Source organism: Actinoplanes sp. SE50/110 (assembly GCF_900119315.1).
Classification (GTDB): domain Bacteria; phylum Actinomycetota; class Actinomycetes; order Mycobacteriales; family Micromonosporaceae; genus Actinoplanes.
Genome location: NZ_LT827010.1, coordinates 5,552,987 through 5,578,849, shown reverse-complemented (window position 1 = coordinate 5,578,849; position 25,863 = coordinate 5,552,987). Strand labels below are relative to the sequence as shown.

Annotated in this window: 24 protein-coding genes; 16 read left to right on the top strand and 8 right to left on the bottom strand. The window is 70.1% G+C overall.

Features of this window, described 5'->3' with window-relative positions:
• The first annotated feature begins 24 nt into the window (after positions 1–24).
• The 3 genes from chvE (at position 25) to mmsB (ending at position 4,002) form a co-directional block, all read left to right on the top strand.
• On the top strand, positions 25–1,152 hold the full coding sequence (gene chvE / locus ACSP50_RS25030) for a multiple monosaccharide ABC transporter substrate-binding protein (protein WP_014692077.1): 1,128 nt from the start codon (positions 25–27) through the stop codon (positions 1,150–1,152).
• Between the two features lie 70 nt (positions 1,153–1,222).
• On the top strand, positions 1,223–2,758 hold the full coding sequence (gene mmsA, locus ACSP50_RS25025; protein ID WP_014692076.1) for a multiple monosaccharide ABC transporter ATP-binding protein: 1,536 nt from the start codon (positions 1,223–1,225) through the stop codon (positions 2,756–2,758).
• Positions 2,755–4,002 carry a multiple monosaccharide ABC transporter permease gene (gene mmsB, locus ACSP50_RS25020; RefSeq protein WP_014692075.1) on the top strand — a complete coding sequence of 416 codons (1,248 nt, stop codon included), beginning with the start codon at positions 2,755–2,757 and terminating at the stop codon, positions 4,000–4,002. Before mmsA ends, mmsB begins: the two co-directional genes overlap by 4 nt.
• Positions 4,003–4,056: 54 nt before the next feature.
• On the opposite strand, the gene ACSP50_RS25015 is transcribed toward mmsB, so the two are convergent.
• Both ACSP50_RS25015 and ACSP50_RS25010 read right to left on the bottom strand, forming a co-directional pair.
• Positions 4,057–5,265, bottom strand: a complete 1,209-nt coding sequence (locus tag ACSP50_RS25015; RefSeq protein ID WP_014692074.1) for a DUF1501 domain-containing protein — start codon at positions 5,263–5,265, stop codon at positions 4,057–4,059.
• A 2-nt stretch (positions 5,266–5,267) separates the two neighbouring features.
• Positions 5,268–6,665, bottom strand: coding sequence for a DUF1800 domain-containing protein (locus ACSP50_RS25010; RefSeq protein ID WP_014692073.1), 1,398 nt, complete (start codon positions 6,663–6,665; stop codon positions 5,268–5,270).
• A 115-nt stretch (positions 6,666–6,780) separates the two neighbouring features.
• Here ACSP50_RS25010 and ACSP50_RS25005 point away from each other — a divergent pair, with 115 nt between their 5' ends.
• Complete coding sequence (locus tag ACSP50_RS25005) at positions 6,781–7,830, top strand: ROK family protein (protein WP_014692072.1); 1,050 nt, start codon at positions 6,781–6,783, stop codon at positions 7,828–7,830.
• Between the two features lie 252 nt (positions 7,831–8,082).
• Here the strand turns inward: ACSP50_RS25005 and ACSP50_RS25000 are convergent, their stop codons facing one another.
• Together ACSP50_RS25000 and zwf are read right to left on the bottom strand one after the other, a co-directional pair.
• Positions 8,083–8,418, bottom strand: a complete 336-nt coding sequence (locus ACSP50_RS25000; protein ID WP_014692071.1) for an STAS domain-containing protein — start codon at positions 8,416–8,418, stop codon at positions 8,083–8,085.
• Between the two features lie 69 nt (positions 8,419–8,487).
• On the bottom strand, positions 8,488–9,978 hold the full coding sequence (gene zwf, locus ACSP50_RS24995; RefSeq protein WP_043512131.1) for a glucose-6-phosphate dehydrogenase: 1,491 nt from the start codon (positions 9,976–9,978) through the stop codon (positions 8,488–8,490).
• A 182-nt stretch (positions 9,979–10,160) separates the two neighbouring features.
• On the opposite strand from zwf, the gene ACSP50_RS24990 reads away from it, so the two are divergent.
• On the top strand, positions 10,161–11,099 hold the full coding sequence (locus tag ACSP50_RS24990) for an exopolyphosphatase (RefSeq protein WP_014692069.1): 939 nt from the start codon (positions 10,161–10,163) through the stop codon (positions 11,097–11,099).
• 813 nt (positions 11,100–11,912) lie between these two features.
• Here the strand turns inward: ACSP50_RS24990 and ACSP50_RS24985 are convergent.
• On the bottom strand, positions 11,913–13,124 hold the full coding sequence (locus ACSP50_RS24985; RefSeq protein WP_172898804.1) for a DUF1775 domain-containing protein: 1,212 nt from the start codon (positions 13,122–13,124) through the stop codon (positions 11,913–11,915).
• 118 nt (positions 13,125–13,242) lie between these two features.
• On the opposite strand from ACSP50_RS24985, the gene ACSP50_RS24980 reads away from it, so the two are divergent.
• The 3 genes from ACSP50_RS24980 (at position 13,243) to ACSP50_RS24970 (ending at position 15,173) form a co-directional block, all read left to right on the top strand.
• The gene (locus tag ACSP50_RS24980; RefSeq protein WP_014692067.1) at positions 13,243–13,452 is read left to right on the top strand and encodes an RNA-binding S4 domain-containing protein; all 210 of its coding nucleotides are present in this window, start codon (positions 13,243–13,245) and stop codon (positions 13,450–13,452) included.
• Positions 13,453–13,583: 131 nt separating this feature from the next.
• Complete coding sequence (locus tag ACSP50_RS24975; protein WP_014692066.1) at positions 13,584–14,447, top strand: hypothetical protein; 864 nt, start codon at positions 13,584–13,586, stop codon at positions 14,445–14,447.
• A gap of 69 nt (positions 14,448–14,516) precedes the next feature.
• Positions 14,517–15,173, top strand: a complete 657-nt coding sequence (locus ACSP50_RS24970; protein WP_155123619.1) for a hypothetical protein — start codon at positions 14,517–14,519, stop codon at positions 15,171–15,173.
• On the opposite strand, the gene ACSP50_RS24965 is transcribed toward ACSP50_RS24970, so the two are convergent.
• Positions 15,167–15,535 (bottom strand): FKBP-type peptidyl-prolyl cis-trans isomerase, encoded by a 369-nt coding sequence (locus tag ACSP50_RS24965; RefSeq protein ID WP_014692064.1) that lies wholly within the window; start codon positions 15,533–15,535, stop codon positions 15,167–15,169. The genes ACSP50_RS24970 and ACSP50_RS24965 overlap by 7 nt on opposite strands.
• A gap of 136 nt (positions 15,536–15,671) precedes the next feature.
• On the opposite strand from ACSP50_RS24965, the gene ACSP50_RS24960 reads away from it, so the two are divergent.
• From ACSP50_RS24960 to ACSP50_RS24935, 6 genes are read left to right on the top strand one after another with little or no spacing between them, the layout of a single operon-like run.
• Positions 15,672–16,565 (top strand): lytic polysaccharide monooxygenase, encoded by an 894-nt coding sequence (locus ACSP50_RS24960; protein ID WP_014692063.1) that lies wholly within the window; start codon positions 15,672–15,674, stop codon positions 16,563–16,565.
• Positions 16,566–16,599: 34 nt separating this feature from the next.
• A complete protein-coding gene (locus ACSP50_RS24955; protein ID WP_231956714.1) occupies positions 16,600–16,947 on the top strand; it encodes a hypothetical protein in 348 nt (115 codons plus the stop codon).
• 20 nt (positions 16,948–16,967) lie between these two features.
• Complete coding sequence (locus ACSP50_RS24950) at positions 16,968–18,350, top strand: DUF4331 domain-containing protein (RefSeq protein WP_014692061.1); 1,383 nt, start codon at positions 16,968–16,970, stop codon at positions 18,348–18,350.
• Positions 18,347–18,709, top strand: a complete 363-nt coding sequence (locus ACSP50_RS24945) for a hypothetical protein (protein WP_014692060.1) — start codon at positions 18,347–18,349, stop codon at positions 18,707–18,709. Before ACSP50_RS24950 ends, ACSP50_RS24945 begins: the two co-directional genes overlap by 4 nt.
• Positions 18,710–18,718: 9 nt before the next feature.
• The gene (locus ACSP50_RS24940; RefSeq protein ID WP_014692059.1) at positions 18,719–19,702 is read left to right on the top strand and encodes an AraC family transcriptional regulator; all 984 of its coding nucleotides are present in this window, start codon (positions 18,719–18,721) and stop codon (positions 19,700–19,702) included.
• 56 nt (positions 19,703–19,758) lie between these two features.
• Entirely contained in the window at positions 19,759–20,163 is a 405-nt protein-coding gene (locus ACSP50_RS24935; RefSeq protein WP_052311946.1) for an NUDIX domain-containing protein, read from the top strand.
• Between the two features lie 20 nt (positions 20,164–20,183).
• On the opposite strand, the gene ACSP50_RS24930 is transcribed toward ACSP50_RS24935, so the two are convergent.
• Entirely contained in the window at positions 20,184–20,582 is a 399-nt protein-coding gene (locus ACSP50_RS24930; protein WP_014692057.1) for a hypothetical protein, read from the bottom strand.
• Between the two features lie 381 nt (positions 20,583–20,963).
• Between ACSP50_RS24930 and ACSP50_RS24925 the strand changes: the two genes are divergently transcribed.
• Together ACSP50_RS24925 and ACSP50_RS24920 are read left to right on the top strand one after the other, a co-directional pair.
• Positions 20,964–22,283 carry a glycoside hydrolase family 18 protein gene (locus ACSP50_RS24925; RefSeq protein WP_157432798.1) on the top strand — a complete coding sequence of 440 codons (1,320 nt, stop codon included), beginning with the start codon at positions 20,964–20,966 and terminating at the stop codon, positions 22,281–22,283.
• 111 nt (positions 22,284–22,394) lie between these two features.
• On the top strand, positions 22,395–23,387 hold the full coding sequence (locus ACSP50_RS24920; protein ID WP_014692055.1) for a hypothetical protein: 993 nt from the start codon (positions 22,395–22,397) through the stop codon (positions 23,385–23,387).
• A gap of 16 nt (positions 23,388–23,403) precedes the next feature.
• Here the strand turns inward: ACSP50_RS24920 and ACSP50_RS24915 are convergent, their stop codons facing one another.
• Positions 23,404–25,632, bottom strand: a complete 2,229-nt coding sequence (locus ACSP50_RS24915; RefSeq protein WP_052311716.1) for a bifunctional diguanylate cyclase/phosphodiesterase — start codon at positions 25,630–25,632, stop codon at positions 23,404–23,406.
• Positions 25,633–25,863 lie beyond the last annotated feature (231 nt).

Sequence of the window (25,863 nt, the reverse complement as noted above, 5' to 3'; positions counted from 1 at the left end):
CCGCTCTCAAAGAGGAGATTCACCGTGAAATACACCCGGCTCCTGGCGGCGCTCGGCGCTGCCACGCTGGTCACCACCATGGCGGCCTGCGGCTCCAGCGAGAAGACCGCGGACAAGGCCGCCGGCAGTGGGAACACCGCGGGCGCGCTGATCGGCATCACCATGCCGACCAAGTCCTCGGAGCGCTGGATCCACGATGGCGACAACCTCAAGCAGCAGCTCGAGGGTCTGGGTTACAAGGTCGACCTGCAGTACGCGGAGAACGACATCCCGACCCAGACGCAGCAGCTGGACAGCCAGATCACCAAGGGCGCCAAGCTGCTGATCATCGCGTCGATCGACGGCACCGCGATCTCCAACCAGCTGGACAACGCGAAGAACGCCGGCATCAAGGTCATCGCGTACGACCGCCTGATCCGGGGCAACGCGAACGTGGACTACTACACCACCTTCGACAACTTCAAGGTCGGTGTGCAGCAGGCCACCTCGCTGCTGACCGGTCTCGGCGTGCTCAAGGCCGACGGCAGCAAGGGTGACGCCAAGGGCCCGTTCAACGTCGAGCTGTTCGCCGGTTCCCCGGACGACAACAACGCGACGTTCTTCTTCAACGGCGCCAAGAGCATCCTGGACCCGTTCATCAAGGACGGCACGATCGTCGTGAAGTCGGGCCAGACCGACTTCAAGACCGTCGCCACCCTGCGCTGGGACCCGGAGACCGCGCAGAAGCGCATGGAGAACATCCTCACCTCCACCTACAAGAGCGGCGCCAAGGTCGACGGCGTGCTGTCCCCGTACGACGGCATCTCGATCGGTATCCTGTCGGCCCTGAAGTCGGGTGGCTACGGCACCGCCGCGCAGAAGTTCCCGATCGTCACCGGCCAGGACGCCGAGGTCGCGTCGGTCAAGTCGATCATCAAGGGTGAGCAGTACTCCACCATCTACAAGGACACCCGTCAGCTGGCCAAGGTCACCGGTGAGATGGCCGACGCCATCCTCAAGGGCCAGACCCCGCAGACCAACAACACCACGGACTACGACAACGGCAAGAAGGTCGTCCCGGCCCAGCTGCTGCAGTCGGTCATCGTCGACAAGGACAACTACCAGAAGGTGCTCGTCGACGGCGGTTACTACACCGCCGACCAGCTGAAGTGATCCGGATTCCGCGCCCCGCCCGCCACCCGCGGGCGGGGCGCGGACTTCATCGGCCCTTAGGAGGGTCTCTATGACCGACACGATCCTGCGGATGACCGGGATCACCAAGACGTTCCCCGGCGTCAAGGCGCTCCAGGACGTCGACATCGAGGTGCGCAGGGGCGAGATCCACGCCATCTGCGGGGAGAACGGGGCCGGCAAGTCCACCCTGATGAAGGTGCTGTCCGGGGTCTACCCGCACGGCACCTACGAGGGTGACATCGAGTTCGAGGGTGAGCCGTGCCATTTCGGCGGCATCCGCGACAGTGAGCACCGGGGCATCGTCATCATCCACCAGGAGCTGGCGCTCGCCTCGAACCTCTCGATCGCCGAGAACATCTTCCTCGGCAACGAGCGCAGCAAGCGCGGCTGGATCAACTGGAACGAGACGAACGCGGCGGCGGACGATCTGCTGCGCCGTGTCGGCCTCAAGGAGAAGGCTGTCACGCCGGTGGTCGAGCTCGGCGTCGGCAAGCAGCAGCTCGTGGAGATCGCCAAGGCGCTCTCCAAGGACGTGAAGCTGCTCATCCTCGACGAGCCGACCGCCGCGCTCAACGACGACGACTCGGCGCATCTGCTCAACCTGCTCCGAGGCCTGCGTGACGAGGGCATCACCTGCGTCATCATCTCGCACAAGCTCAACGAGGTGATGGGAATCTCCGATCGCGTCACCATTCTGCGTGACGGCCGGACCATCTGGACCGACGAGATCGAGAACCTCACCGAGGACAAGATCATCTCCGGCATGGTGGGCCGCGACCTCGAGCACCGGTACCCGGAGCACGAACCGACCGTCGGCGAGGAGGTGCTGCGGATCGAGGACTGGACGGTCTACAGCCCCACCCAGCCGGACCGCGCGCTGGTCCGCAAGGCCAACCTGACGCTGCGCCGCGGCGAGATCGTCGGCCTGGCCGGGCTGATGGGCGCCGGCCGCACCGAGCTGGCGATGAGCGTCTTCGGCCGCTCGTACGGGGTGAACATCTCCGGCCGGCTGATCAAGGACGGCAAGGAGATCAAGGCGCGGACCGTGCGCGAGGCGATCGACCACGGCATCGCGTACGCCACCGAGGACCGCAAGCGGTACGGCCTGAACCTGATCGAGGACATCAAGCGCAACGTGTCCGCGGCCGGTCTGTCCAAGCTGGCCAAGGGCGGCTGGGTGGACGGCAACGAGGAGTTCAAGGTCGCCGACGAGTACCGGGCGAGCATGAACATCAAGTCGCCGACCGTCGAGGCGGTGGTCGGCAAGCTGTCCGGCGGCAACCAGCAGAAGGTCGTACTGTCCAAGTGGATCTTCACGGATCCGGACGTGCTGATCCTCGACGAGCCCACCCGCGGTATCGACGTCGGCGCCAAGTACGAGATCTACACGATCATCAACCGGCTCGCCGACGAGGGGAAGGCCATCCTGGTCATCTCCTCCGAGCTGCCCGAGCTGCTCGGGATCTGTGACCGCATCTACACCCTCTCGGCCGGCCGGATCACCGGTGAGGTGCCGCGCGCCGAGGCCACCCAGGAGAGTCTGATGACTCTGATGACGAAGGAAGAACAGGAGGTGGCGCCGTGACCGTCGCACCTACCAACGCTGACCTGTCGATCAGCGAGGGACCGGCCGGTGCCGGGAACGCGGCCCAGCGGAAGGTCAACTTCGACCTGAAGTCGAGCGGCATCTACATCGCGCTCGCGCTGCTCGTCCTGGGCTTCACCATCTGGACCGGCGGCGACCTGCTGGCGCCGCAGAACCTCAGCAACATCATCGTCCAGTACTCGTACATCCTGGTGCTGGCGATCGGCATGGTGCTGATCATCATCGCCGGCCACATCGACCTGTCGGTCGGCTCGGTCGTCGCCGCGACCGGTGCGTTCTCCGCGGTCATGATGGTCAACTGGGGCCTGCCCTGGCCGGTCGCGGTGATCGCGACGCTGGTCATCGGCGCCCTGATCGGCGCCTGGCAGGGCTACTGGGTGGCGTACTTCGGCATCCCCGCCTTCATCGTCACGCTGGCCGGCATGCTGCTGTTCCGTGCGGTCACCTACATGATCCTGGGCAACAAGGGCATCGGCCCGTTCCCGGACGAGATCCGCACCCTGGCCAACGGCTTCATCCCCGGTTTCCTGGGCAACGTCGGGCTCGGCAGCCTCGGCGGCGCCGACCTGTTCAGCCTGGTCGTCGGCATCCTCGTCGTGGTCGCCATGGTCTTCGTGCAGTGGCGCGCCCGGATGGGCCGGGTCCGCTACCGGCAGGCCGTCGACCCGATGTGGCTGTTCGTGGCCAAGGTCGCCGTCCCCGCGGCCCTGGTCATCTTCCTGGTCGTGCAGCTCGCCCGGTTCCGCAACCTGCCCTGGGTGCTGGTCCTGCTCGCGATCCTGGTCTGCGCGTACACGCTGGTCACCAACCGGGCGGTGTTCGGCCGCCAGATCTACGCGGTCGGCGGCAACCTGCAGGCCGCGACGCTGTCCGGTGTCAAGGTCAAGTCGGTCGTCTTCTGGCTGTTCGTCAACATGGGCGTGCTGTCCGCGGTCGCCGGCATCATCTTCGCCGGCCGCCTCAACCTGGCCGGCCCGACCGCCGGTAACAGCTTCGAGCTGGACGCCATCGCCGCGGCCTTCATCGGCGGCGCGGCCGTCCAGGGCGGCGTCGGCAAGGTGGTCGGCGCGATCACCGGTGGCCTGATCATGGGCGTGATCAACAACGGCATGGGCCTGCTCGGCCGCGCGCCGGAGGAGGTCATGCTGTTCAAGGGCTTCGTGCTGCTGCTGGCCGTCGCCTTCGACGTCTGGAGCAAGCGCCGCACCGCCACCGCCAAGTAGGCAGGGGCGCCGCGAGGCAGTGGGCCGTCACGGTGACGTGGCGGCCCACTGTCGTCATCGGGCCACGGCACAACCGAAACTGCTCGGCCGTACGCCGGGGAACACCCCGTCCAGCGACCCGAAACCGCAGCGCCTCTGCAGCACCTCCCCGATCACCGACCGGTAGTCGGTGGTGGCCGCCAGGTCGCCCGCCACCAGCGCGCCGGGGGTCAGCCCGGGCCAGTCCGCGTACACCTTCCCGCCCCGGATCCCGCCGCCGAGCAGCAGCATCGCGTTGCCGTGGCCGTGGTCCGCGCCGTGCGAGGCGTTCTCCTGCACCCGCCGGCCGAACTCACTGATCGTCAGCACCGTGACGGAGCCGAGCGCCGGGCCCAGATCGGTGGTGAACGCGGCCAGCGCGGCCGCCAGGTCGGCGAGGTTGTCGTACATCCGCTGGCCCTTGACCGCGGTGCCGAGCCCGTTGTGCATGTCCCAGTCGCCGCAGTCGACCGCCGCGGTGACCAGGCCGGCCTTCGCCTTGATCAGCCGGGCCACGTCCCGCAGCGCCGCACCGAGCTCACTGTCCGGATACGTGGCTGCCGCCGCGTACGCCGCATCGCGGACCGTGTGGACCGCGGCCAGCGCGCGGTCGGCGGACCGGGCCGGACCGGCCAGCGCCGCCGGCGCGTCGGCGTACATCGCCCGCAGCGCCGCGGCCATCGGCCGCTTCCCCTCGCCGGCCAGGCTGAAGCCGTCCAGTCCGGTCATCGCCACGTCGTCGGCCGCGCCGAGCAGGATCCGGGCCGGCATCGCGTGCCCCAGCGACACCCCGGCCAGCGGGGCGGTCGCACCGGTCAGCCCGAGCATCCGGTCCAGCCAGCCGCTGCGCAGCGAGGTGCCGGGCGCGGCGTTCTCCATCGCCTCCATCGCGGCGAAATGCGACCGGGTGGGGTTCGGCTGACCGACCGCGTGCACCGCCGCCATCCGGCCGCCCTGCCAGAGCGGCAGCAGCGGGGCGAGCGCCGGGTGCAGGCCGAAGGTGCCGTCGCCGGCGATCACCTGACTCTTCGGCACACCGATCCCGGGCCGGGCCGTGTAGTAGGCGCTGTCGCCGATTGGGACGATCGCCGAGAGCCCGTCGAAACCGCCGCGCAGTGAGATCACCACGAGCGTGTCGCCGGAGTACGCGCCCGCGGCGAACGCCACCCGGGTGCTCAGCGCGGCCCCGGCCACACCGGCCAGGGTGGCGCCCAGGATGCTGCGGCGGGAAACGGTGCCGTTCATGATCACCTCAGCGGGAAGGACGGCGCGTCGAGGACGAGCGCGATCAGGTACGGGGTGTGCCCGGCCAAGGACCGGTCCAGGACAGTGTTCGGCAGCTTCCCGGCGGCACTGAGCACGGCGGCGGTGTGCGCCGGGGGCAGAACGGTGCCGATCAGCCGGGTGGCGAGCGCGTCGATCAGCGCGCCGTAGGTCGCCGGCAGCACCGGAACCAGCGCCCTGAGCAGGTCGGCCGGCCGGCTCAGCTGCTTCGGATACCAGCCGGCGGCCAGGTTGAGGTGCCAGTTGCAGCGCAGCAGGAACGCCGACGGCGACGCCCAGGCCGCCGCGACGTCCGGATACCCGTTCGGCGGCGCCCAGCGGAACGGCGCCTGGCCCGCGGTCACCGCGATGTCGTAGAGCGCGTCCAGCCCCTTCACCCCGTCCGCGTCCGGGCCCAGGCCCAGCACCCGCACGGTGGCGATCAGATCCTCGAACGGGGTGCGGACCTTCTGCCCGGCCGCGGCCGCGAACTCCGGCGCGGTGAACAGGGCGCGCAGCACCGGCACGATCGCGGTGCCGTTGTCGAGATAGACCTTGGCCAGCCGGGTGACCAGCGCGGCCGGCGGCTCGTCGGCGACGAACCGGACACACAGCTTGCGGGCCAGGTTCCGGGCGGTCGCCGGATGCATGGCCAGGTGGTCGAAGAACGCCAGCGCGGCCGGCTCCCCGTTGACGCCCGCGTTCGCGTGGCGGAAGCCGAGGATGTCCACGCCGCCCACGGCGTGCCGGGTGGTGTCGTACACGTAATCCCCGGTCCTGCCCACCGTCATGCCGGTGAGCAGGCGGGCGGCGTCCTGAACGTCGCCCTCGTCGTAGGCCATCCCGACCGTGTGCAACTCCATCAGCTCACGGGCGTAGTTCTCGTTGGGGTGCGACCGGGTCGACGAGCGCTGATCGAGATAGGTCAGCATCGCCGGGTGCCGGGCACTGGCCCGGAGCATGTCGGCGAACCGGCCGAAGGCGTGCTTGCGGATCACCTGGGCGTCGTAGTCGGCGCGGGTGTCCCACACCCCGGCGGACGGCGCGGCGACGTGCAGGTGGTTGGCCCAGAAGGCGGCCACCGTCTCGAACAGCTGCCGCTCGCTCCACGCGGCCCGGGCGATCGCGGCCCGGCCCAGCTGGCGGAAACCCTCGTAGGAGTCCTTCGGCAGCGCGGCACGCACCTGCGCCGGGGTGGCGCCGGCCAGCGGCAGCCGGGCCAGCACCGCGTCGCAGCGGCTGTCGTCGATGCGCTGCGGGTCGAGCTGACGGTCCAGCCAGCCGGCGGCGCCCAGTCGGCGTGCCTCGGCGAGAGAGTCCGGGGTGGCACCGAAGGTGGTCCGGCGCAGCAGGTGGGCAACCAGGTCGTCGGCCGTCGTCATGCCCGATGCTTCGGCGGCTGCGCGCCGGCGCCGCACGACGGCAACCGTGACTCACCGGTCCGCAATCCGGGCGCACCCGTGACCGGACAACGGTGACGGACGTAGGCTTCGTCCCGTGGATCAGGCTGAAACGGTACGCACCCCGTCGTCCTGGGTGGTCGTCGGACTCGACAACGGCGGCACCTGCAACAACGCCACCGTCCTCGACGCGACGGGCCAGTTCCTGGTGAACAATCTCGTGGAGAACCCGTCCCGGGTCCTCGACGGCCCCGAGTCGGCGGTCGAGTCGCTCGCCGAGGCGTTCACCAACATCCTGGAGCTGACCAGCACCCCGCTGTCCCTGGTCCGCGCGGTCGGGCTGGACACGCCCGGCCCGGCCAGCGCGCACGGAGTGATCTCCTCCAAGGGCGCCACCAACTTCAACCAGGTGTCGTGGCACGGCTTCGACATCCGCGGCGCCCTGGAGACCCGGCTCGGCCTGCCGGTGATCTACAACAACGACGCGAACGCCGCCGCCCTCTACGCCCACCACCGCCACTTCGGCACGGCCGCCCTGGAGACGTCGTCGGTGGCCGCGATCGTCGGCACCGGCCTCGGCGGCGGCGTCGTCGAAAACGGCAAGGTGATCCGCGGCGCGGCCGGAATGGCCGGCGAGCTCGGTCACGTCCAGATTCCCCTGCACGGCGTCCTCGACGACGGCCAGCCGGTCCCCAGGTGCAACTGCGGCTTCGAGGGCGACGTCGAGTCGATCGCCTCCCTCACCGGCATCCGCAACAACCTGCTGCCGTACTGGCTGACCCGCTTCCCGGGACACCCCCTCGCCGCCGAGCCGATCGGATCAGCGGCCAAGATGCTCCGCGGCTACGGCGAGAAGGACGACCCGCTGGCGATCGCCGTCTTCAGCCAGCAGGCCCGGGCGATCGGCAAACTCTTCACCATCGCCGCCAACTTCACCGACCCGTCGGCCTACTTCCTGGGTGGGGGAGTGGTCGAGGCCGCCCCGCACTTTCGCCAATGGTTCCTGAACACCGTCCGCGAAAGCACCCAGCTCCGCGACGAACAGGCCAGAGCCGCCACCTTCGCCCTGGTCGCCGACCTGGACATGGCCGGCGCCCGAGGCGCCGCGGTCGCCGCCCTCGACGCGGTCTCCACCGGCACCCGCTGACCGCGTCGGCACCCGTCCCGCCGGCTCGGGCCGGCGTCCGCCACCGATGCCGCGAACGCACCGGGCCGGACGCCCCGGTCAGCATCGGCCCGCGCCGCGAAGCCGTCCAACGGATCACCCGTTCAACGGTGCCTGACGGGGCGCCGGCAGGACATCTCTCCGGTCGGTGCGAATCCGCCGGCTCATGACGTCGATCCGGTCCGCGCAGGTGGTCAGCGCGGCGCGGGGCGCATCGCGTACGCCAGGAGCGGTCTATTCGTCTTTCAGGGCCGCTGCCACATCCGGGAACATCGGCAGATAGTCGGACAGGCCGAGGGTGTCGAAGAGGCGCCGGAGGAAGCCGGACGGGGCGGCCAGCCGCACCCAGCCGCCGCGCTCCATGGCGCGGCCGTGGGCGGTGACCAGGACGCCGACCCCCATCGAGTCGCAGAAGTCGAGGCCGGAGACGTCGACCACGACCCGGGGTGCGGGGCGTTCGACCAGGCGGCCGAGGTTGGCCTTCAGCGCGGGCGCGGTGTCGATGTCGAGCGAACCGCGCAGGACGAGGACGGCCGTGTTCGGTGGGTGGTGCGCGACCGATACCTGCATGTGCTGTTTCTTTCGATCGGGGGGCGGGCTGCATCCAACCCTATGCGAGCCCGCCCACCGTCGCAGTTCTCAGATCGAGTTGCGCCATTTCCGACCGTTACGCCCGATCAGCCGGTCCGCGTCGGCCGGTCCCCAGGAGGCCGCCTCGTAGGTCGGGATCGGCGAGCGGTCGTTCGCCCAGTGCTCGATGATCGGGTCGACGACCCGCCACGACTGCTCCACCTCGTCACTGCGGATGAACAGCGACGCGTCCCCGACCAGCGCGTCCAGCAGTAGACGCTCGTACGCCTCCGGCGACTCTTCCACGAAGGTCTGGTCGTACGAGAAGTCCATGCTGGCGGTGCGGACCCGGAACGAGTGGCCGGGCACCTTGGCGCCGAAGCGCAGCGAGATGCCCTCGTTGGGCTGGATGCGCAGCACCAGGGCGTCCGCGTCCAGTTCGGTGAGCTGGCTGGTCGGGATCGGCAGGTGCGGTGGCCGCTGGAACTGCAGGGCCACCTCGGTGACCCGGGCCGGGAGACGCTTGCCGGTGCGGACGTAGAACGGCACCCCCGCCCAGCGCCAGTTGTCGACGTTGAGACGCAGCGCCGCATACGTCTCGGTGCGTGACAGCGGGTCGACGCCGATCTCCTCGCGGTAGCCGGCCATCAGCTCCTCGCGGGTGCCGCCGCGCGTGTACTGCCCGCGGACCGCGGCGTCGGCGATGTCCCGGTCGGTGGGCAGCCGGATCGCCTGCAGCAGTTTCACCTTCTCGCTGCGCAGGCCCTCGCCGCCGAACGAGGCGGGCGGCTCCATCAGGGCGAGCGCGAGCACCTGGAGCACGTGGTTCTGCACGATGTCGCGCATCGCGCCGGCCGACTCGTAGAATCCGCCGCGGGTGCCGACGCCCAGCGTCTCGGCCACCGTGATCTGCACGTGGTCGACCCACGACCGGTCCCAGATCGGCTGAAAGATCGAGTTGGCGAAGCGCAGCGCCAGCACGTTCTGGACGGTGTCCTTGCCCAGGTAGTGGTCGATGCGGAACACGCTGGACTCGTCGAACGCGGCATGCACGACGCCGTCGAGCTCGCGCGCGGTGGCCAGGTCCCGCCCGTACGGCTTCTCGATCACCAGGCGGGCGAACGAACCCTCGTTCGCCTGGTTCAGCCCGGCGCCGGCGAGTCCGCAGATCACCGGCTCGAACGCGTTCGCCGGGGTCGACAGGTAGAACAGACGGTTACCGGACGTGCCGCGCTGCGCGTCCAACTCGTCGAGCGTCTCGGCCAGACGCTTGTAAGTCTCCGGGTCGTCGTAGCCGCCCGACACGTACCGCACGCCACCGGCCAACTGTCGCTTGTCGGCCAGGGTGCGGTCGCCCAGGGCGCTCTCGGCGAACTGCTCGTCGGACATCGGCGTCCGCGCGACGCCGACCAGTGCGAACTGGTCGGGCAGCCGGTTGTGGCGGGCCAGGCTCTCCACCGCCGGCAGCAGCTTGCGCCGGGTCAGGTCACCGGACGCGCCGAAGATCACCAGTGTGGCCGGCGGCGCGCTGCGCTCCTGGATGAGCTGAGGTTGGTCCATCGTCTCGTCAGTCCTCCGACCGTTGTTACCGTCCGTCTGAACCTTACGCAGCGGCCCCCTCGGATGGTTCACCCCGATGTGTGCCGCCGAGCACAATGACAACGCTTCCCTCGATGCACCCAAGACCTAACCGATAAAAGTGGCAAAATGGGCGCAAAGGTCTGGCAACCGAAGGGGACCCCGTGAAGTACCGGCTCGTGACCCGCAGCGACTTCGACGGCCTGGTCTGCGCCGTGCTCCTGCGGCACCTCGACATGATCGACGACATCATGTTCGTGCACCCCAAGGACGTGCAGGACGGCGTCGTCGACATCACCGACCGTGACATCCTGACCAACCTGCCCTATGACGCTCGCGCCTACCAGGTCTACGACCATCACCACTCGGAGACCATCCGCAACGAGGGCGACCGCAGCAACCACATCATCGACGCCGACGCGCCGTCCGCGGCCCGCGTCATCTACGACCACTTCGGCGGCCGGGCCCGCTTCCCGAAGGTCTCCGACGACCTGATGCTCGCCGTCGACCAGGCCGACTCGGCCGACTACGGGCTGACCGACATTCTCAGCCCCACCGGCTGGACACTGCTCAACTTTCTGATGGACAGCCGCACCGGCCTCGGCCGCTTCCGCAACTTCCGGATCTCCAACTACCAGCTGATGATGCAGCTCATCGACGCCTGCATCGAACACCAGGACGTCCACGAGATCCTCGCCCTGCCCGACGTGGCCGAACGCGCCAGCCTGTTCCACGAATGCTCGGCCCGCTTCGTCGACCAGCTCCACCGGGTCACCCACATGGACGGCGACGTGGTCGTCGTCGACCTGCGCGACGAGGAGGTCATCGAGGCCGGCAACCGCTTCATGGTCTACGCGCTGTTCCCGGACGCCCGGGTGTCGGTGCACATCATCTGGGGCCGCCAGAAACTCAACACCGTCTTCGCCTGCGGCAAATCGATCCTGGACCGCACCTCCCCGGTCGACATCGGCGAGGTGATGCTCCGCTACGGCGGCGGTGGCCACATCGCCGCCGGCACCTGCCAGGTGCCCCACGACGAATCGGACCGCGTCGAACGCGAGATCATCGACGCCCTCCGCACCGAACGGGTGGTGCCGGTGTAGGCGCCGGTCGTTCGCCTGGATCAAGATCAAATTCATGATGCGGATGTCGTAGGTCCGCGCTGATAACTGATCGCCGCTCCCGCCGAGGCCGGATCACGGCGATCAGGCCGCTGGTGCGCCCTGAACGATCGCCGCGACCCTTCATTGCCCGCGGCTGGTCACCGAAAACCTTCCCCGCCGCGTGAGCCGCCCCGCGCCACCCTCAGTGCCCGCGCCGCCCGTCTTCAGCGCCTGCGCTGCCGGCCGTGCGTGGGTTGGTCCCGCTCCAGGGTCGTGGTGAGCTGGACGGGTGCGTTGCTCTGCCCTCACCGCCCGCGCTGCCGGCCGTGCGTGGGTTGGTCCCGCTCCAGGGTCGTGGTGAGCTGGACGGGTGCGTTGCTCTGTCCTCACCGCCCGCGCTGCCGGCCGTGCGTGGGTTGGTCCCGCTCCAGCGTCGTGGTGAGCTGGACGGGTGCGTTGCTCTGCCCTCACCGCCCGCGCCGCCGGCCGTGCGTGGGTCAGTCCCGCTTGAGCATCGTGGCGAGATCCTCCGCCGGCACCGCCCGCGCGCTCTTCCTGCCGCATCGTCGTGTCGGGCGGGGGCGTCGCGCCGTGTCGTACCGGGCTCGCGGCGCGGTGATGCGGGGCCGGGTGGTGAGACGTTCGGGCGGGTGAGGAGGGGTCCTCACCCGCCCGGGCGCGCGGATCACGGGCCTTGCCCGGGGCCCCACCCGCCTGTCGTGGTACGCGCCCCACGCGCGTATCCACGACAACCTCACGCACACCCGCGTGAGGTTTTCCCGCTGCAGGACCCTGCCTGCGTGGGAGTCTTCGTCAGCCTTTGAGGCTCCAGCGGCCCGCCGGGATGGGCTCGCGGTCGTCGTCGGTCGTTTCGGGTCCGCCGTCCGCATCCGCCGAGGCGGGCGCTGCGGCTGCACTCTCCGCCGCGATCCCGGCGCCTCCGGCCGGGCCGCTGTCGGCGACGGCGATCCGGGCGCTGTCGGTCGTGGCACCGGGCACGCTGTCCGCGTCGGCGATCCGGGCGTCGTCTGCGGTGGCACCGGGCACGCTGTCCGCGGCAGCGATCCGGGCGCTGTCTGCGGTGGCACCCGGGCCGCTGTCCGCGGCAGCGACCGGAATGCCGTCGGCCGGGCCGGCCGAAGTGCCGCCGGAAGCAGCGGAAGCCGTGGTGTCACCGCTCGGGGTGGCGGCGGCCGGTTCCGGGGTTTCGTCGGGTTCGTCGTCGGGCGTTTCGTTGGCGCGGTGGCGGTTGCGGAGGATCAGCCAGCCGGCGCCGAGGAGGGCGAGGGCCGCGACGATCCAGCCGACGATGCCCAGGACCGAGGCGCCGCGGTCGTTCTGTTCGACTTCGGCGACCGCCTGGCGGAACAGTTCGTCCTCGTCGGCCGAAGCGGAGTCGCCCGCAGAACCGCCGCCCGTGGAGCCCGCCGCGCCGCCCGTGGAACCTGCCGCGCCGCCCGTGGAACCCGCCGCGCCCGCTGCCGTGCCGCTGTCCGTGGCACCGGTGGAACCGTGGTCGTGGGCGGTCGCCCCGGACGGGTCCGGGGTGAGGGTCAGGGTGGCGGGCATCGCCGGGGCGGGTTTGCCGTCCGCGTACGCGCCGGTGAGCTGGAACGTGATCGTGCTCAGCGTGGGGAGCGGGCCGAGCGCGACGCTGAGGTCGGCCGCGCCGCCGGGGGCGATGGAGGTGCCGCCGACCGCGATCCAGGTGATCGACTTCGGGACCTGGGTGACCGGGGTGCCGTTGTGGATCGTCTTCAGCGGGGTGTTGAGGTTCTGCCACTCGATCTGGGGCGCCCAGTCGTCGACCGAGAGGGGATAGACCTCGGCGATCGGGGTGTCGGCCGGGATCTGCAGGGTGACCCGCGTCAGCGGCCGGGTGCCGTCGTTCTCGACGTGGTAGGTCAGGTTCTGCCCACTGCCCTGCGGCACGCTGGGCGGACTGACGGTCACGCCGGCGTACGCCGGACCGGCGGTCACGCTGAGCACCCCGGCGGCGGTCACGAGAGTGAGCGCTGTTCCCAAATACCTCACGGGAGTTAGTTCGGATCACAGCTTCCGATGGTTCAACCGCGCTCAGAAGATTTTTTCCGCGGCCGGGGGTGGCGACGAGCGTCGGGGGCGGGTGCCGGATGATGGACGGATGCGCGACGTGTCGATCAACGGCGAGATGATCCGGCTGGGGCAGTTCCTGAAGCTGGCCGATCTGATCGACACCGGCGGCGAGGCCAAGGTGCTGATCGCGTCGGGTGACGTCACGGTCAACGACGAGGTCGACACCCGCCGCGGTCGCCAGCTGCACCCGGGTGATGTGGTCGAGGTGCTCGGCAACCGGGCCCGGGTCGTGCCGTGAGGCCGGCTGGCCCAGCCCTCTGAGCTGGGCGGATCCGGCTGACGTCGGACCGCCGGAATATGATCCACTCTTTTGACGGGTTTCTTGTCCGGAGGCGGAACCGCAGCCCCCGGCGTCTCGTCGTATGAGACATGACCCGAACCCGCGGCCTGCTGGCCGCCACCGCCATCCCCCTGATCCTGATGGCCGGGTGTGCCCGGCCGGGTGAGGCCGGCAGCATCACCGAGAGCGCCCCGGCCCCCACCGCGGACGCCACGGTCCTGGTCCGTCTCGGATACCAGGGCGGTTTCGTTCCTGAGATCTACCGTTTCGTTCGGTTGCCCGAGGTGACGATCTACGCCGACGGCCGGGTGGTCAGCAACGGTCCGGTGCCGGCGGTGGCACCCGGCCCGGCGCTGCCCAATGTGCAGATCAGCAAGATCACGCCGGAGCGGGCCCGGCAGTGGGCGGCCGACGCGGTCGCGGCCGGGGTGAAGGACGGCGCCGACTTCGGTACGCCCGGCGTGGCCGACATCCCGGACACGGTGGTCACCGCGGTCACCGACGGCCGGGCGCAGACCGTCCACGTGACGGCGCTGCGCGAGACGCGTCCGGATGATGCGCAGGTCACGGCCGCTCAGAAAGCGGCCCGCGCCAAGCTTGCGGCGTACGTCGACAGTCTGCGCGCCCTGGCCACCGAGACCGGTTCGCCCGCCCCGGACGCCTACCGCCCCGAGTCGGTGGCCGTGCTGGCGCAGCCGTATGTGCCGGTCGACGACGGCCTGGAGCAGAAGCCGGTGGCCTGGCCGGGTCCGGCACTGCCCGGCGCGACGCTCTCCGGCACCGTGCACTGTGTGGCGGTCTCCGGCGCCGAGCTGACCAAGGTGTGGGCCGCCGCCGCCACCGCCAACCAGCGCACCCCGTGGACCTCGGGCGGCAAGCAGTGGCAGGTGATGTTCCGGCCGTTGCTGCCGGACGAGACCGGTGGTTGCGCGGCTCTGGGCAAGGCCTCGTGATCCCGTTCAGCGGTGACGAATATGACCCCGATGTGCGGATGATCCGCAGGCCCGCTAGCGTCGGGGAACGTGAGTGGAACGGGGATGCTGGCAGCGCAGATCCTGGTGGCGCTGGTGCTCCTCGCGGTGCTGGCGTTCGGCGGGATGGCGGTCTTCGCGGGGCGGCGGTCGCCGGTCACGCCCGCGCCGGAGCCGGAGCCCGAGGTGGTCGAGCTGGAGACGGGCGCCGGCGAGGTATGGGCGGCGGCGCAGCGTGCGGCGCAGGCGGCTGACCAGGCGCGCGAGCGGGCGACCGAGGCCAATGGTGAGCGCGACCAGGCCGAGGAGCGCTATCAGCAGGCAAAATGGGATTCCTGGACCGGTCCGAAGGACGAGGGTCGCACCCTGGTCGAGCGGGCCGCCCTGGAGGCGTACCGCCGCGGTGATCTCTCGGTCGACCAGCTGAACCGGATCTGGGCGCAGACCCGGCCCGGTGAGGACGAGGTCGAGCGGATGGACCAGGAGATCGCCGAGGCGAAGCTGCGGTACGCGGCGGCGCTGACCGAGGCGGTCGAGGAGCGGCGGGCCGCGCACGTCGCGGAGGTGGCCGCCGAGGTTCTGGCGGAGGAGGCGCGGCTGGCCGAGGAGACGGCGCTGGCGGCGCGCCTGGCGGCGCAGGAGGCGGCCGGTCTGTCGGGACTGCTGCAGGGGCCCGGGGAGCATCCCGGGCCCCCGGCAGGTCAGTGAACCTCGACCAGGTCCACCACGAAGATCAGCGTCTCGTGCGGCTTGATCACGCCGCCCGCGCCGGCCGCGCCGTAGCCCAGGTGCGGCGGGATGGTGAGCTTGCGGCGGCCGCCGACCTTCATCCCGGCCACGCCCTGGTCCCAGCCGGCGATGACCTGCTGGCCGCCGACCCGGAAACCGAGCGCCTGACCCCGGTTGTAGGAGGCGTCGAACTCCTTGCCCGTCGACTGGGCCACGCCCACGTAGTGGACGCTGACGTACTCGCCGGGCTTGGCCTCCGGGCCGGTGCCCTCGACGATGTCCTCGATCACGAGATCGGCGGGCGCTTCGTCGGGGATGTGACCGACGTCGGGCTTGTTCATGAATCCTCCAGAATGGTGTTACCTGACTCGGTCATGCAATCACAGGCCCGCGCCCGCTGAACGAGCGGTGCCGGATCTGCGTATCTCCTGGGTGACCGGGACCGTCCCGGTCGTGTGATCCGCCTGGGAGTCAGCCGTGCGTCTCTTCGTCGTTCTGGCGGCCGCCGCCACCCTGACCGCCGCCGTGCCGGGGACGGCCGCGTTCGCGCACGGGGCGCCGACCACGCCGATCAGCCGGTCGGCGGCCTGCGCCGGGAACGGGACGAAGACGTCGGCCGCGGCGTGCAAGGCGGCGAAGGCGGCCAGCGGGGGTTTCCTCGGGGCGTTCGACAACCTGCGGATCGCGGACGTCAACGGCAACGACCGCAAGGCGGTGCCGGACGGGAAGCTCTGCAGCGGGGGACTCGACGCGTACCGAGGCCTCGATCTGCCCCGCGACGACTTCCCGTCGACGGCGGTGCGGTCCGGGCAGAAGCTGGCCATCGCCTACCGCGGGACGATTCCGCATCAGGGGCAGTTCCGGATCTTCCTGAGTAAGCCGGGTTACAGCCCGCTGAAGCGGCTGACCTGGGACGACCTGGGGAGTAAGCCGCTCGCCGCGTTCACCGACCCGGCGTTCAGCGACGGCGCGTACCACATGTCGGTGACGCTGCCGCAGCGGACCGGGAAGCAGATGTTGTACGTCGTCTGGCAGACCTCGAGCACCCCGGACACCTACTACTCCTGTTCCGACCTGGACTTCCCGGCCGCGCCGGCCGTGCAGCGGTCCACCGCGGCCGCGCCGGCGTCCCCGGCGTCCCCGTCGTCGTCCGCCTCGCCGGCCACCGCCACGCCGCTCGCCGTGGCCTCCTCGGCCCCGGCCCTGGCCGCGCCCTCGTCCCCGCCGGCCGCGGCGGCCACCGCCGCACCGGTGCTGGCGGCGGCCACGGACAGCACCCGGGTGGGCCACTGGCTGATCTTCGGGGCGTTCGGCGCGGCGGTCGTGGCGGGCGCGATCGCCCTGGGCAGCCGCCGTCGCCGCCAGCGATGACGGGTTTTCGAAAAAAGTTTTGAACCCTCGGTTCGTGGATCACGTAATCATCGGCGTCGACAATGCAACGCCCGTCCGGCCCCCAACAGACGAAAGGCCCAGCATGAGTCGTAGTCGTTACCGCGCCCAGGCGTTCCCGCGGTTGAATCGCCGGCGGATGCTGGCACTCACCGCCGCAGGTGTCGGGGTCTCGGCCGTTTCGGTCGCCGGGCTCAGTCTCGCCGGCGAGAACTCGACCACGTCTGCATCGGACTCCTCGCCGCTCGTCATTTCGGTCCGGGATGCCAAGAAAGGCACTTTCGACGTCTTCGTGGGAGACGCGAAGAAGACCGTGACCGACAAGAAACTCGTCGCCCAGCTGCTCAAAGCTGCCGGCCGCTGATCTGAGGGGACTCGGAGAAAATGTCTTCCCACCGCGAAGCGCCGGAAATCAGCAAGGACCCGGTCGCCGACAGTTCTGATCTGTACGCGTTCGTCAGCCCCGACGATCCGGACACGGTCACCATCATCGCGAACTACGTGCCGCTGCAGATTCCGGCGAGTGGCCCGAACTTCTTCGAGTTCGGCGACGACGTGCTCTACGAAATCCACATCGACGCGAACGGCGATGCCCGGCCCGACGTCACGTACCAGTTCCGTTTCCACACCGAACTGCGTAACGACCGGACGTTCCTCTACAACACCGGGCAGATCGAGTCGCTGGACAGCAAGAACTGGAACCGGCGGCAGTTCTTCTCGGTCACCAAGGTCGACCGGCACGGCAAGCAGACGGTGCTGGCCAACAAACTCCCGTGCCCGCCGTGCAACGTCGGCAAGATCTCCATCCCGCACTACGCGAAGCTGGCCGAGCACGCCGTCCACAAGCTGAAGTCGGGGGAGAAGGTCTTCGCCGGACAGCGCGCCGACGCGTTCTTCGTCGACCTGGGCGCCATCTTCGATCTGGGCACGCTGCGGCCGTTCCAGAACAAGCACCTGGTCGGCAAGACGCTGTTCAACTATGCCGGCAAGGCGGTCAACGCCACCGACAAGACGAACGTGCACAGCATCGCGGTACAGATTCCGCTGAGCGCGGTCCGGCGTGACGGCAAGAAGCGGGTGAAGGCCTCCGACGCGGGCGCGGTGATCGGCGTGTGGACGACCGCGAGCCGCCGCGAGGTGCAGGTCCGGGACGGCTCGAACGTGCTGGTCGGCCCGCAGGTGCAGGTGTCGCGGCTGGGTAATCCGCTGTTCAACGAGGTCATCGTCCCGATGGCGCAGAAGGACAAGTGGAACAGCCTGCCGCCGAGCGAGGACAAGAGGTTCGCCGAATTCGTGGCCAAGCCGGAGCTCGGCTCGCTGCTTCCGGTGCTCTACCCGGGCCTGTTCGACAACCTGGCCGCCCTGAACAAGGCCGGCAAGGACCGGGCGGACCTGCTGGCGATCCTGCTCACCGGCATCCCGTCCGGGATCATCGACGGCTTCCAGAACAACACCGGCAGCCTGCAGGCCGACATGCTGCGCCTGAACACCGCGATCGCCCCGGCCGCGAAACCCAACGCGTTCGGTGTGGTCGGCGGCGACCTGGCCGGCTTCCCCAACGGCCGCCGGATCGCCGACGACGTGGTCTCCATCTCGCTGCGGGCGATCGCCGGCGCCACCGTGCCGCTGGTCGACAAGGCGTTCAAGCCGGACGCCGCGGCGTCGCTGGTCGAGCAGGGCCTGAGCATCAAGGACGTCAGTTCGGGCCTGCTCAAGAAGTTCCCCTACCTCGGGACGCCCTTCGACGGATTCTCGGTGCCGGCATGAGCCACGACCACCACCACCATCACACGCTGGCCCCGTCCGGACAGGGCACCGTGATGCTCAACATCGGCGGCCGGATCGGCGCCCTGATCATCCACACCTCGGCCCGTTTCCACGGTCACGAGATCGAGATCAGCTCGTCGGCCGACCGCGACACACGGCAGCACGCCGCGGTCCGCGCCCGCTACGTCGGCGGCGGCGTCACCTACTGTGTGGTCATCGACGCGCTGGCCGAGGGAACCTACCTGATCTGGGCCGCCGACCCGGAACCGCTGGCCACCGTCGAGGTCCGCGGCGGCGCGGTCGCTGAGTACGCGTGGCCGGAGAACGCCGTACCCGGGAGAACGCTTTTGACCGTCTAGTGTGTAGGGATGTCGGGGGGTGAGGTCCCGGTCCACGTCGCGCTGCACACCAGCGACGTGGATCAGGCCCGTGCCTTCTGTCGCAGGCTCTACTACGACCCGCTGCGCATCGAACCGGTCGGCGACCCCGGCCGGTTCGATTTCAGCGCCGACGTGGTCGAGCTCGGCCCGATCACGGTCGGCGAGGTCGGCTACGGCACCGACATCCGCGTCGCGATCGGTGCCCTGGAAACGTCGTACCACGTGCTCGTCCCGCTCACCGGCGTGCTCCGGTCCCGGCACCGCGGCACCCTGGTCGTGGCCGACCCCACCCGCGCGGTCGTCTACCGCCCCACCGGCGACATCGAGCTGGACTGGCCCGGCACCTGCCGCCTGCTGAGCGTCAAGGTCGAACGCGGCGCCCTCGAACGCGAACTGGACGCGGCCCTCGACCAGCGCGTCGTCTCCCCGCTGCCGCTCGGCGCCAGCTTCGACCTGGTCGACGGCCCCGGCCGCACCTGGGTCGCCCTGGTCCGCCTCCTGCTGTCCGAACTCCGCGGCCCGGACGCCCTGGCCAGCCAGCCCCGGATGGCCGCCCGCTGGCGCGACATGGTCGTCAGCGGCCTGGCCCTCACCGTCGAGCACCCCTACGGCGACGAACCCGCCGGCCTCCAGGGCCCGCACCGCCCCCGCACCGTCAAACGGGTCCTCGACGCCCTGCACGCCGAGCCCGCCCGCCCGTTCACCTCCCACGAGCTGGCCACCATCGCCGGCGTCGGGGTCCGGGTCCTGCAGGACGCCTTCCGCCAGCACGTCGGCATGGCCCCCATGACCTACCTGCGCCGCCTGCGCCTGGACGGCGTGCACACCGAACTCTCCCGCTCCGACCCCGCCACCACCACCGTCAGCGAGGTCGCCTACCACTGGGGTTTCACCCACCTGAGCCGCTTCGCGGGCGCGTACCGCGCCCGCTTCGGAGTTCCCCCCTCCACCACCCTCCGAGGCCGCCCGTAGGTGCCGGTCTCCGGTGCGGCATCTCCTTCTCGGATGCTCATGCCACAATGCCGCCCATGATCCGGATCGTCATGGGTGCGTTGGTTCGCGACGATCAGATGCTGCTCGTCCATCGAAGTCCGAGCCGCCCTGTCCACCCGGACGTGTGGAGCCTGGGCGGCGGCCACATGGAGCCGGGCGAGACGGAACTGGCCGCGCTCGCCAGGGAGCTGGACGAGGAACTGGGCGTGCAGATGGTGCCGGGCTCGGCGATCCATCTGTGTCGGCTGCAGGTCGGCCGCGGAGGGGAAGCCGTGCACTTCAGCGCCTGGATCGTTGAGGAGTGGGAGGGGAAACCGGTGAATGCCGCCCCTGAAGAGCACGACGAAATTCGATGGTTCCGACCCGCGGAGCTGCCTCCTCTCACCCCCGAACCGGTACGCACGGCGCTGATCGAGGCGATGCGGAACACCCGCGCCTGAGCCACCGGTCCGGGCCGGGCTCAGTCCGCCACGAACATGGCGATGTCGTGGCCGAGTGACGTCAGGGTGAAGAGGGCGTACACGGCTGTCAGGGCCGCGGTGGTGAGCGACCACCTGAACAAGCGCGGCGGCACGGTGTGCCGGAGACCGGCCCATCCGCTGGCGGCTGCACCGATCAGTGCCAGCGGTACGGCGAGACTCGCACCCCATACCGTGATGTAGTAACCCGGCGACCCGAGCAGCAGCCCCGGAACCACCCACAGCCAGGTGGGCGGGTACTGCCGTGGGGCCCACAGGTACGGGATGATGGCAGCCGCCAGGTAGGCCGCGAGCACGTACAGCTGTACGGCGACCACCGTTCTGACCCAGGGAACCGACAGGCGGACTTCCGATCCGTACCCACTGTCGACATGTGCCACGACGGTTCTCCTTGCACCTCGGGGAAATTCCGGCTGGTTCGCCGACCGTCCCATGACAGTAGGGGTCGAGATCCACTCGCCGGATCCCCCGTGGTCAGCCCACGAAAAGCCGACGTTTGGGGCCGGGTGCGGGCAGTGACCTGCCGGGCGCGACCGCGGTGAACGCCGCCGCGGTGGCACCGGATGGTCCGCTCTACGGTCACGAACTGACGCGAGCCGAAGCACTCGCCCACCCGAGAGCCGGCGGATTTCCGCGTCCGTGCCGGCCGCCGCGCTGCCGTCCGCATCGGTCCCGCTGTATCTCGTGGCCCGGTACGATGCCGGGATCTGATCATGATCCCGAGTTGCGCGAGGAAGGCCGCACCATTGTTCCGTGAAGGCTTGAGAACGAGGGCCTGTCGCCCCAGCCCGGTGGTCCTGGCCGTCGCCGCGCTTCAGGTGGCCGCCGCCACCCTGGCTCTGCCCATCGCCACTCCCGCGGCCGCCCAGGCCGCCGCGCCGTACCGGAAGGTCGGCTACTTCTCCCGCGCCGCCGTGAAGCCCAAGGCCGAGGGTGGCGCGGACTTCCAGATCCGCGACCTCGACGAGAAGGGTTCCGCGGCAAAGCTGACCAGCCTGCACTACGCCTTCGGCTCCATCTCGGCGGCCGGCGAATGCCAGATCACGAGCGACGAGGCCCGGCTGGACTATCAGCAGGAGTATCCGGCGACGGACAGCCTCGACGGCGTGGCGGACCAGCCGGGACAGGCCCTGCGCGGCGTCTTCAACCAGATCCGGCGGCTCAAGGCCAAGTACTCGCTGCGGACCTCCATCTCGTTGGGCGGCGGATCCGGGTCGGCGAACTTCGCCGAGGCGGCCAGGACCGCGGTCTCGCGGGAGAAGTTCGTCCGATCCTGCATCGATCTCTACATCAAGGGCGACCTTCCGCAGCTCGGCGGCCAGCCGCAGGGCGGGATCGGGGCCGGCGCCGGCGTCTTCGACGGGATCGACATCGACTGGGAGTACCCGGGGGCAACCGGGAACTCCCTGGAGAAGCACAACTACACCCTGCTGCTGCAGGAGTTCCGACGCCAGCTCGACGCCTACCGGCAGGGCGCCGAGGGCCGACCGTACTATCTGCTCACCGCGGCACTGCCCGGCGGCGCCTACACCCTGGGCCGGGGATACGAACTGCCGGCGATCTTCACCTACCTGGACTGGGCGGTGCTGATGGCGTACGACATGCACGGCGCCTGGGAAAGCCCGTCGACCACCAACCACCAGTCGGCACTGCACCTGAATGCCGCCGACCCCGACCCGACCGATCGCAGCGTCGACATCTACCTCAAGAATCTCACCGACCATGGCGTCGCCCCGGGCCGGCTGGTGCTCGGCGTTCCCTTCTACAGTCGTGGCTGGACCGGCGTCGACGCCACCGACAACGGCCTGTTCCGTCCCGGTACCGGCGTCTCCGACGGCCGGGACTACCGAACCGTCAAGGAGTACGTGCACAACGGCTTCGTCCGGCACTGGGACGACACCGCCAAAGCGGCGTGGCTGTTCAACGGCAACACCTTCTGGACCTTCGACGACCCCGCCGTGATGACGGAGAAGGCCGGGTACGCGAAGGCGGCCAAGCTCGGCGGGATCGGCGTCTGGGCATTGAACCAGGACGACGACCAGGGCGCCCTGCTGGCCGCGATTGACAGCGGCCTGCGGTAGGCCCCGGCGTTCCCGACACCGCTCGCCGACCTTGATGCGTCGAGCTCGGCGGGCGGTGTCGAGCGCGGTCGGGGCTGTGCGATCATGGGGCCATGATGATCAGAAAGGCCCATGGCCGCTGACCGCCGGCTCGCGCTTCACGCGACGCTCCCGGATCGTTACGCCCATCTCGAGGTCATGGCCTCGACTATCGATCATGACGGTCGGCTCGTCGTCCTTCTCGCCGATCCGGCGCAGGGCTTCGTGGCGGTCCCGCACCTGACCGAGCTGCGTCCGCCACCGCTTTACGATGCGACCGCCCTCATCTGTGCGGGGCTCGAGGTTCGTGAGATCCCGCTGAAGGGCCTCGACCTGTGGTTCTCCGGCATCGACTCGCTCGGCGACGGCGTCGTGTTGTCCGCCGCCCGATGTGCTGCACCCGGCGTCTGCGAGGAACGCTACGGCGAACCGGTGCCCGAGGAGGATCTGACCCTCACCGCGAACGTGCGGGTCTTCGACGGTCACGGTCGGGCGCAGGCGGCGTTCTACGCCGGAGACGGTATCGAGCAGCTCGTGACCGACGCGCGAGGGCAGATCTGGATCAGCTACTTCGACGAGTCGAACTACTGGTTTCCCCACTCGGACGGCACCCGCTCGTACGGCTTCATGATCGGTCTGGCGCGGTGGGACGGCGGCGGCGGCGAACCCTGGATGGTGTCATCCGGCACCCCTACCCTGCCGTGGTGCGACTGCTACGCACTGAATGTCGGACGCGAGCGGATCCGCGCGTGCCCGTATCCCGACTTCGCCGTGGTCGAGCTCGACGCGAACAGTGTCCGGGCCGTCGTCGACAACCCCATCACCCGTTGCACCGGCCTCGCCGTCGTGGGTGCGGAGTTCGCCTTCTTCGATCAGCACCGGGCCGGCGACGGGTTCCGGTGGGGCATTCGTCGCGGCCGTCAGGATGGGGAGCGCATCATTGAGACCGGCCGCGAGCAGCTGGAACTGCCGGACGGCCGGCAGCCGTCGGGCTGGGCTCGGGGCAGGGTCGGCCGTGACGGGATGCTGTGGTTGCGGATGGACGGTGACCCCGGTCGTTGGTACCGGTACGACATCGATGCGTGAGGCCTTCGCCCCGCCGCTACCCGGTCGCCGGCGACGGATGCGACGAGCCCGGGACCGCTTGGGTGGCCGGCCGCGGTTTTCCGTACCACCAGCCCTGTCCCAGATCGCATCCGTTGGCCCGCAGCCAGTCGTGCTGCGCCGCCGTTTCCACGCCTTCGGCGACCACCCGATGGCCGAGCGCCCGCGACATGGCCAGTACCGCCCGCACAATGGATTCGTCCGCGCCGCCCAGCCCCACCCCGGAGATGAAGGCGCGGTCGATCTTGACGATGGAAACCGGCAGCCGCTGCAGGTAGCTCAGGGACGAGTAGCCGGTTCCGAAATCGTCGATGCACAGTGTCACGCCGAGGGCGCGCAGCTGGTGCAGCGCGTCGAGGCACGTGTCCAGGTCGGTCATCAGGCCGGATTCGGTCACTTCGAGCCACAGCCCGGCCGCGGGCAGTCCGGTGCGCCCGAGGACTTCGCGCACCCGTTCGGCCAGATCAGGTTCCCACAACTGGCGTACGGCGAGGTTCACCGACACGTGCAGGGCCGGGTTCCCGGCGCGCCACGTGCGGAGTTGCCCCGCGGCCTTCTCCAGCAGCCAGGCGCCGGCCGGGACGATCAGCCCGGTGTCCTCGGCGACCGGGATGAACTCTGCCGGGGACACCGTTCCCAGCGTCGGGTGGGTCCAGCGCATCAGCGCTTCGAAGCCGTCGACCTGCCCGGTCGGCAGATCGATGATCGGCTGGTAGTGCACGTCGAGTTCACCGTTTCCGGAGGCCCCGCGGAAGGCGCGTTCCAGCGTTATCCGGGTGCGTACCCGGTCCCGCAGTTCGGGGTCGAAGACCACGGCGCGACGGCGTCCGGCATCTTTCGCCCGGTACATCGCGGTGTCCGCGTCCCGGATCAGTTCGACCGGGTCGGGCCGGCCGGGGGAGTGCGCGATCCCGATGGAGGCGGTGACGTCGACCGCCCCGACGGACAGCGGCACCGGTTCGGCGAGCACTGTCAGCAGCCGCCCGGCCAGGGCCGCCGGGTCCTCGGCACGGACCGCCACGATGAATTCGTCGGCACCCACCCGGCACACGAGGTCGTCGGCCCGGGTTTCCGCACTGATCCGGTGTGCCACCGCGCGCAGCAGTTCGTCACCGACCTCGTGCCCCCAGTGGTCGTTGATCAGCCGGAACCGGTCCAGGTCGAGGAAGAGCACACTCACGCCGGGCCAGTCCGCGATGGTCGACGTCAGCAGGTCCCGGTTGGGCAGCCCGGTCAGCGCGTCGTGGTCGGCCTGCCAGCGGGCCCGCTGTTCGGCGCGGGCCCGGGAGTTGTTGGCACGGACGATCCGGGACACCGCGATGAAGATCAGCGTCAGCGACAACACCGCCCGGACCAGCGCGAACCGCAGGCCGTGCGGGGGTGCTACCACGGTCAGCACGGTCGGCGCGCACAGCGCCGCGGTGATCGCCGCGGTGCGGGACATCCGGAGTTGCTGTGACCGGTTCGGCACCGGCTGGGTGAGTACCACCACGGTCGGATGGAGCATGCAGGCGGAGTTCGCCGCGTACGCGATCAGGGCCGCCGCACCGACCTCGGCGAGCGGGATGGTCCGGGGTCCGGCATCGAACCAGCCGCGGACCGCGAGCACGATGTCGGCGGCCAGCAGGGCCGTCGCGCTGACCGAGAAGAACCACATCGCGGGCGCGCCGGTGCGGCCCAGCAGCAGCATCGGCAGGACGATCATCAGCAGGCCGGCGGCGACCAGCGGCAGCGCCGCCGCGACCAGGTTCTCCCAGTGCGGGTCGTGTCCGGCGAACCACGGCTCCATCCACAGCGACCAGACCACCAGCGCCGATCCGGCGCCCAGCAGGATGGCGTCGACCCGGGCCGGTTCGTCGGCACCGGCCCGGCTGCGCCGCAGCAGGTCGATCAGCCCGGCCCCGAGCATCAGGTAGCTGACCAGCAGCATCACGTTCGGAAACACCGTCGCGTGCGCCAGCGTCCGCGCCGCCTCGCCGGCCACCGCGCCGGCCTGCGCCGCGAGCAGCAGGACCCAGGGCCGCCGGCGCCCCGCGCCGAGGTTCTTCCCGATGCCGAAACCCCCGGCAACCACGCAGATCAGGACCCCGATCAGGTACGCCGTGGGCGCGATCCGTGGCCCGCCGAATCCGATCAGCAGGGCGCCGGGCCCACTGAGCGCCACCAGCAGCCACGCCGCCCGGCCCCGTCCGGCGGCCCCTGTCGGCGGCGACCCGTCGTCGCTCACACCTGCGATTCTGGCACCACTCGCGCCGTCTTCACCCGTATTGCCCAGCCTTGTCCGACGGCGGCACCGCCCGGTCCCGGAGGACGACGGCGGCACCGCCCGGTCCCGGAGGAACCGCCGCCCCACCTCGGCCGGCGCCGCCACGTCGTCGTCGCTCATCACCGGCGTGGAGAACGGCGAGTCCGGCACCTGGCCAGGCGCCGGCGTCGGGCCCGGCCGACCACGGCCGGG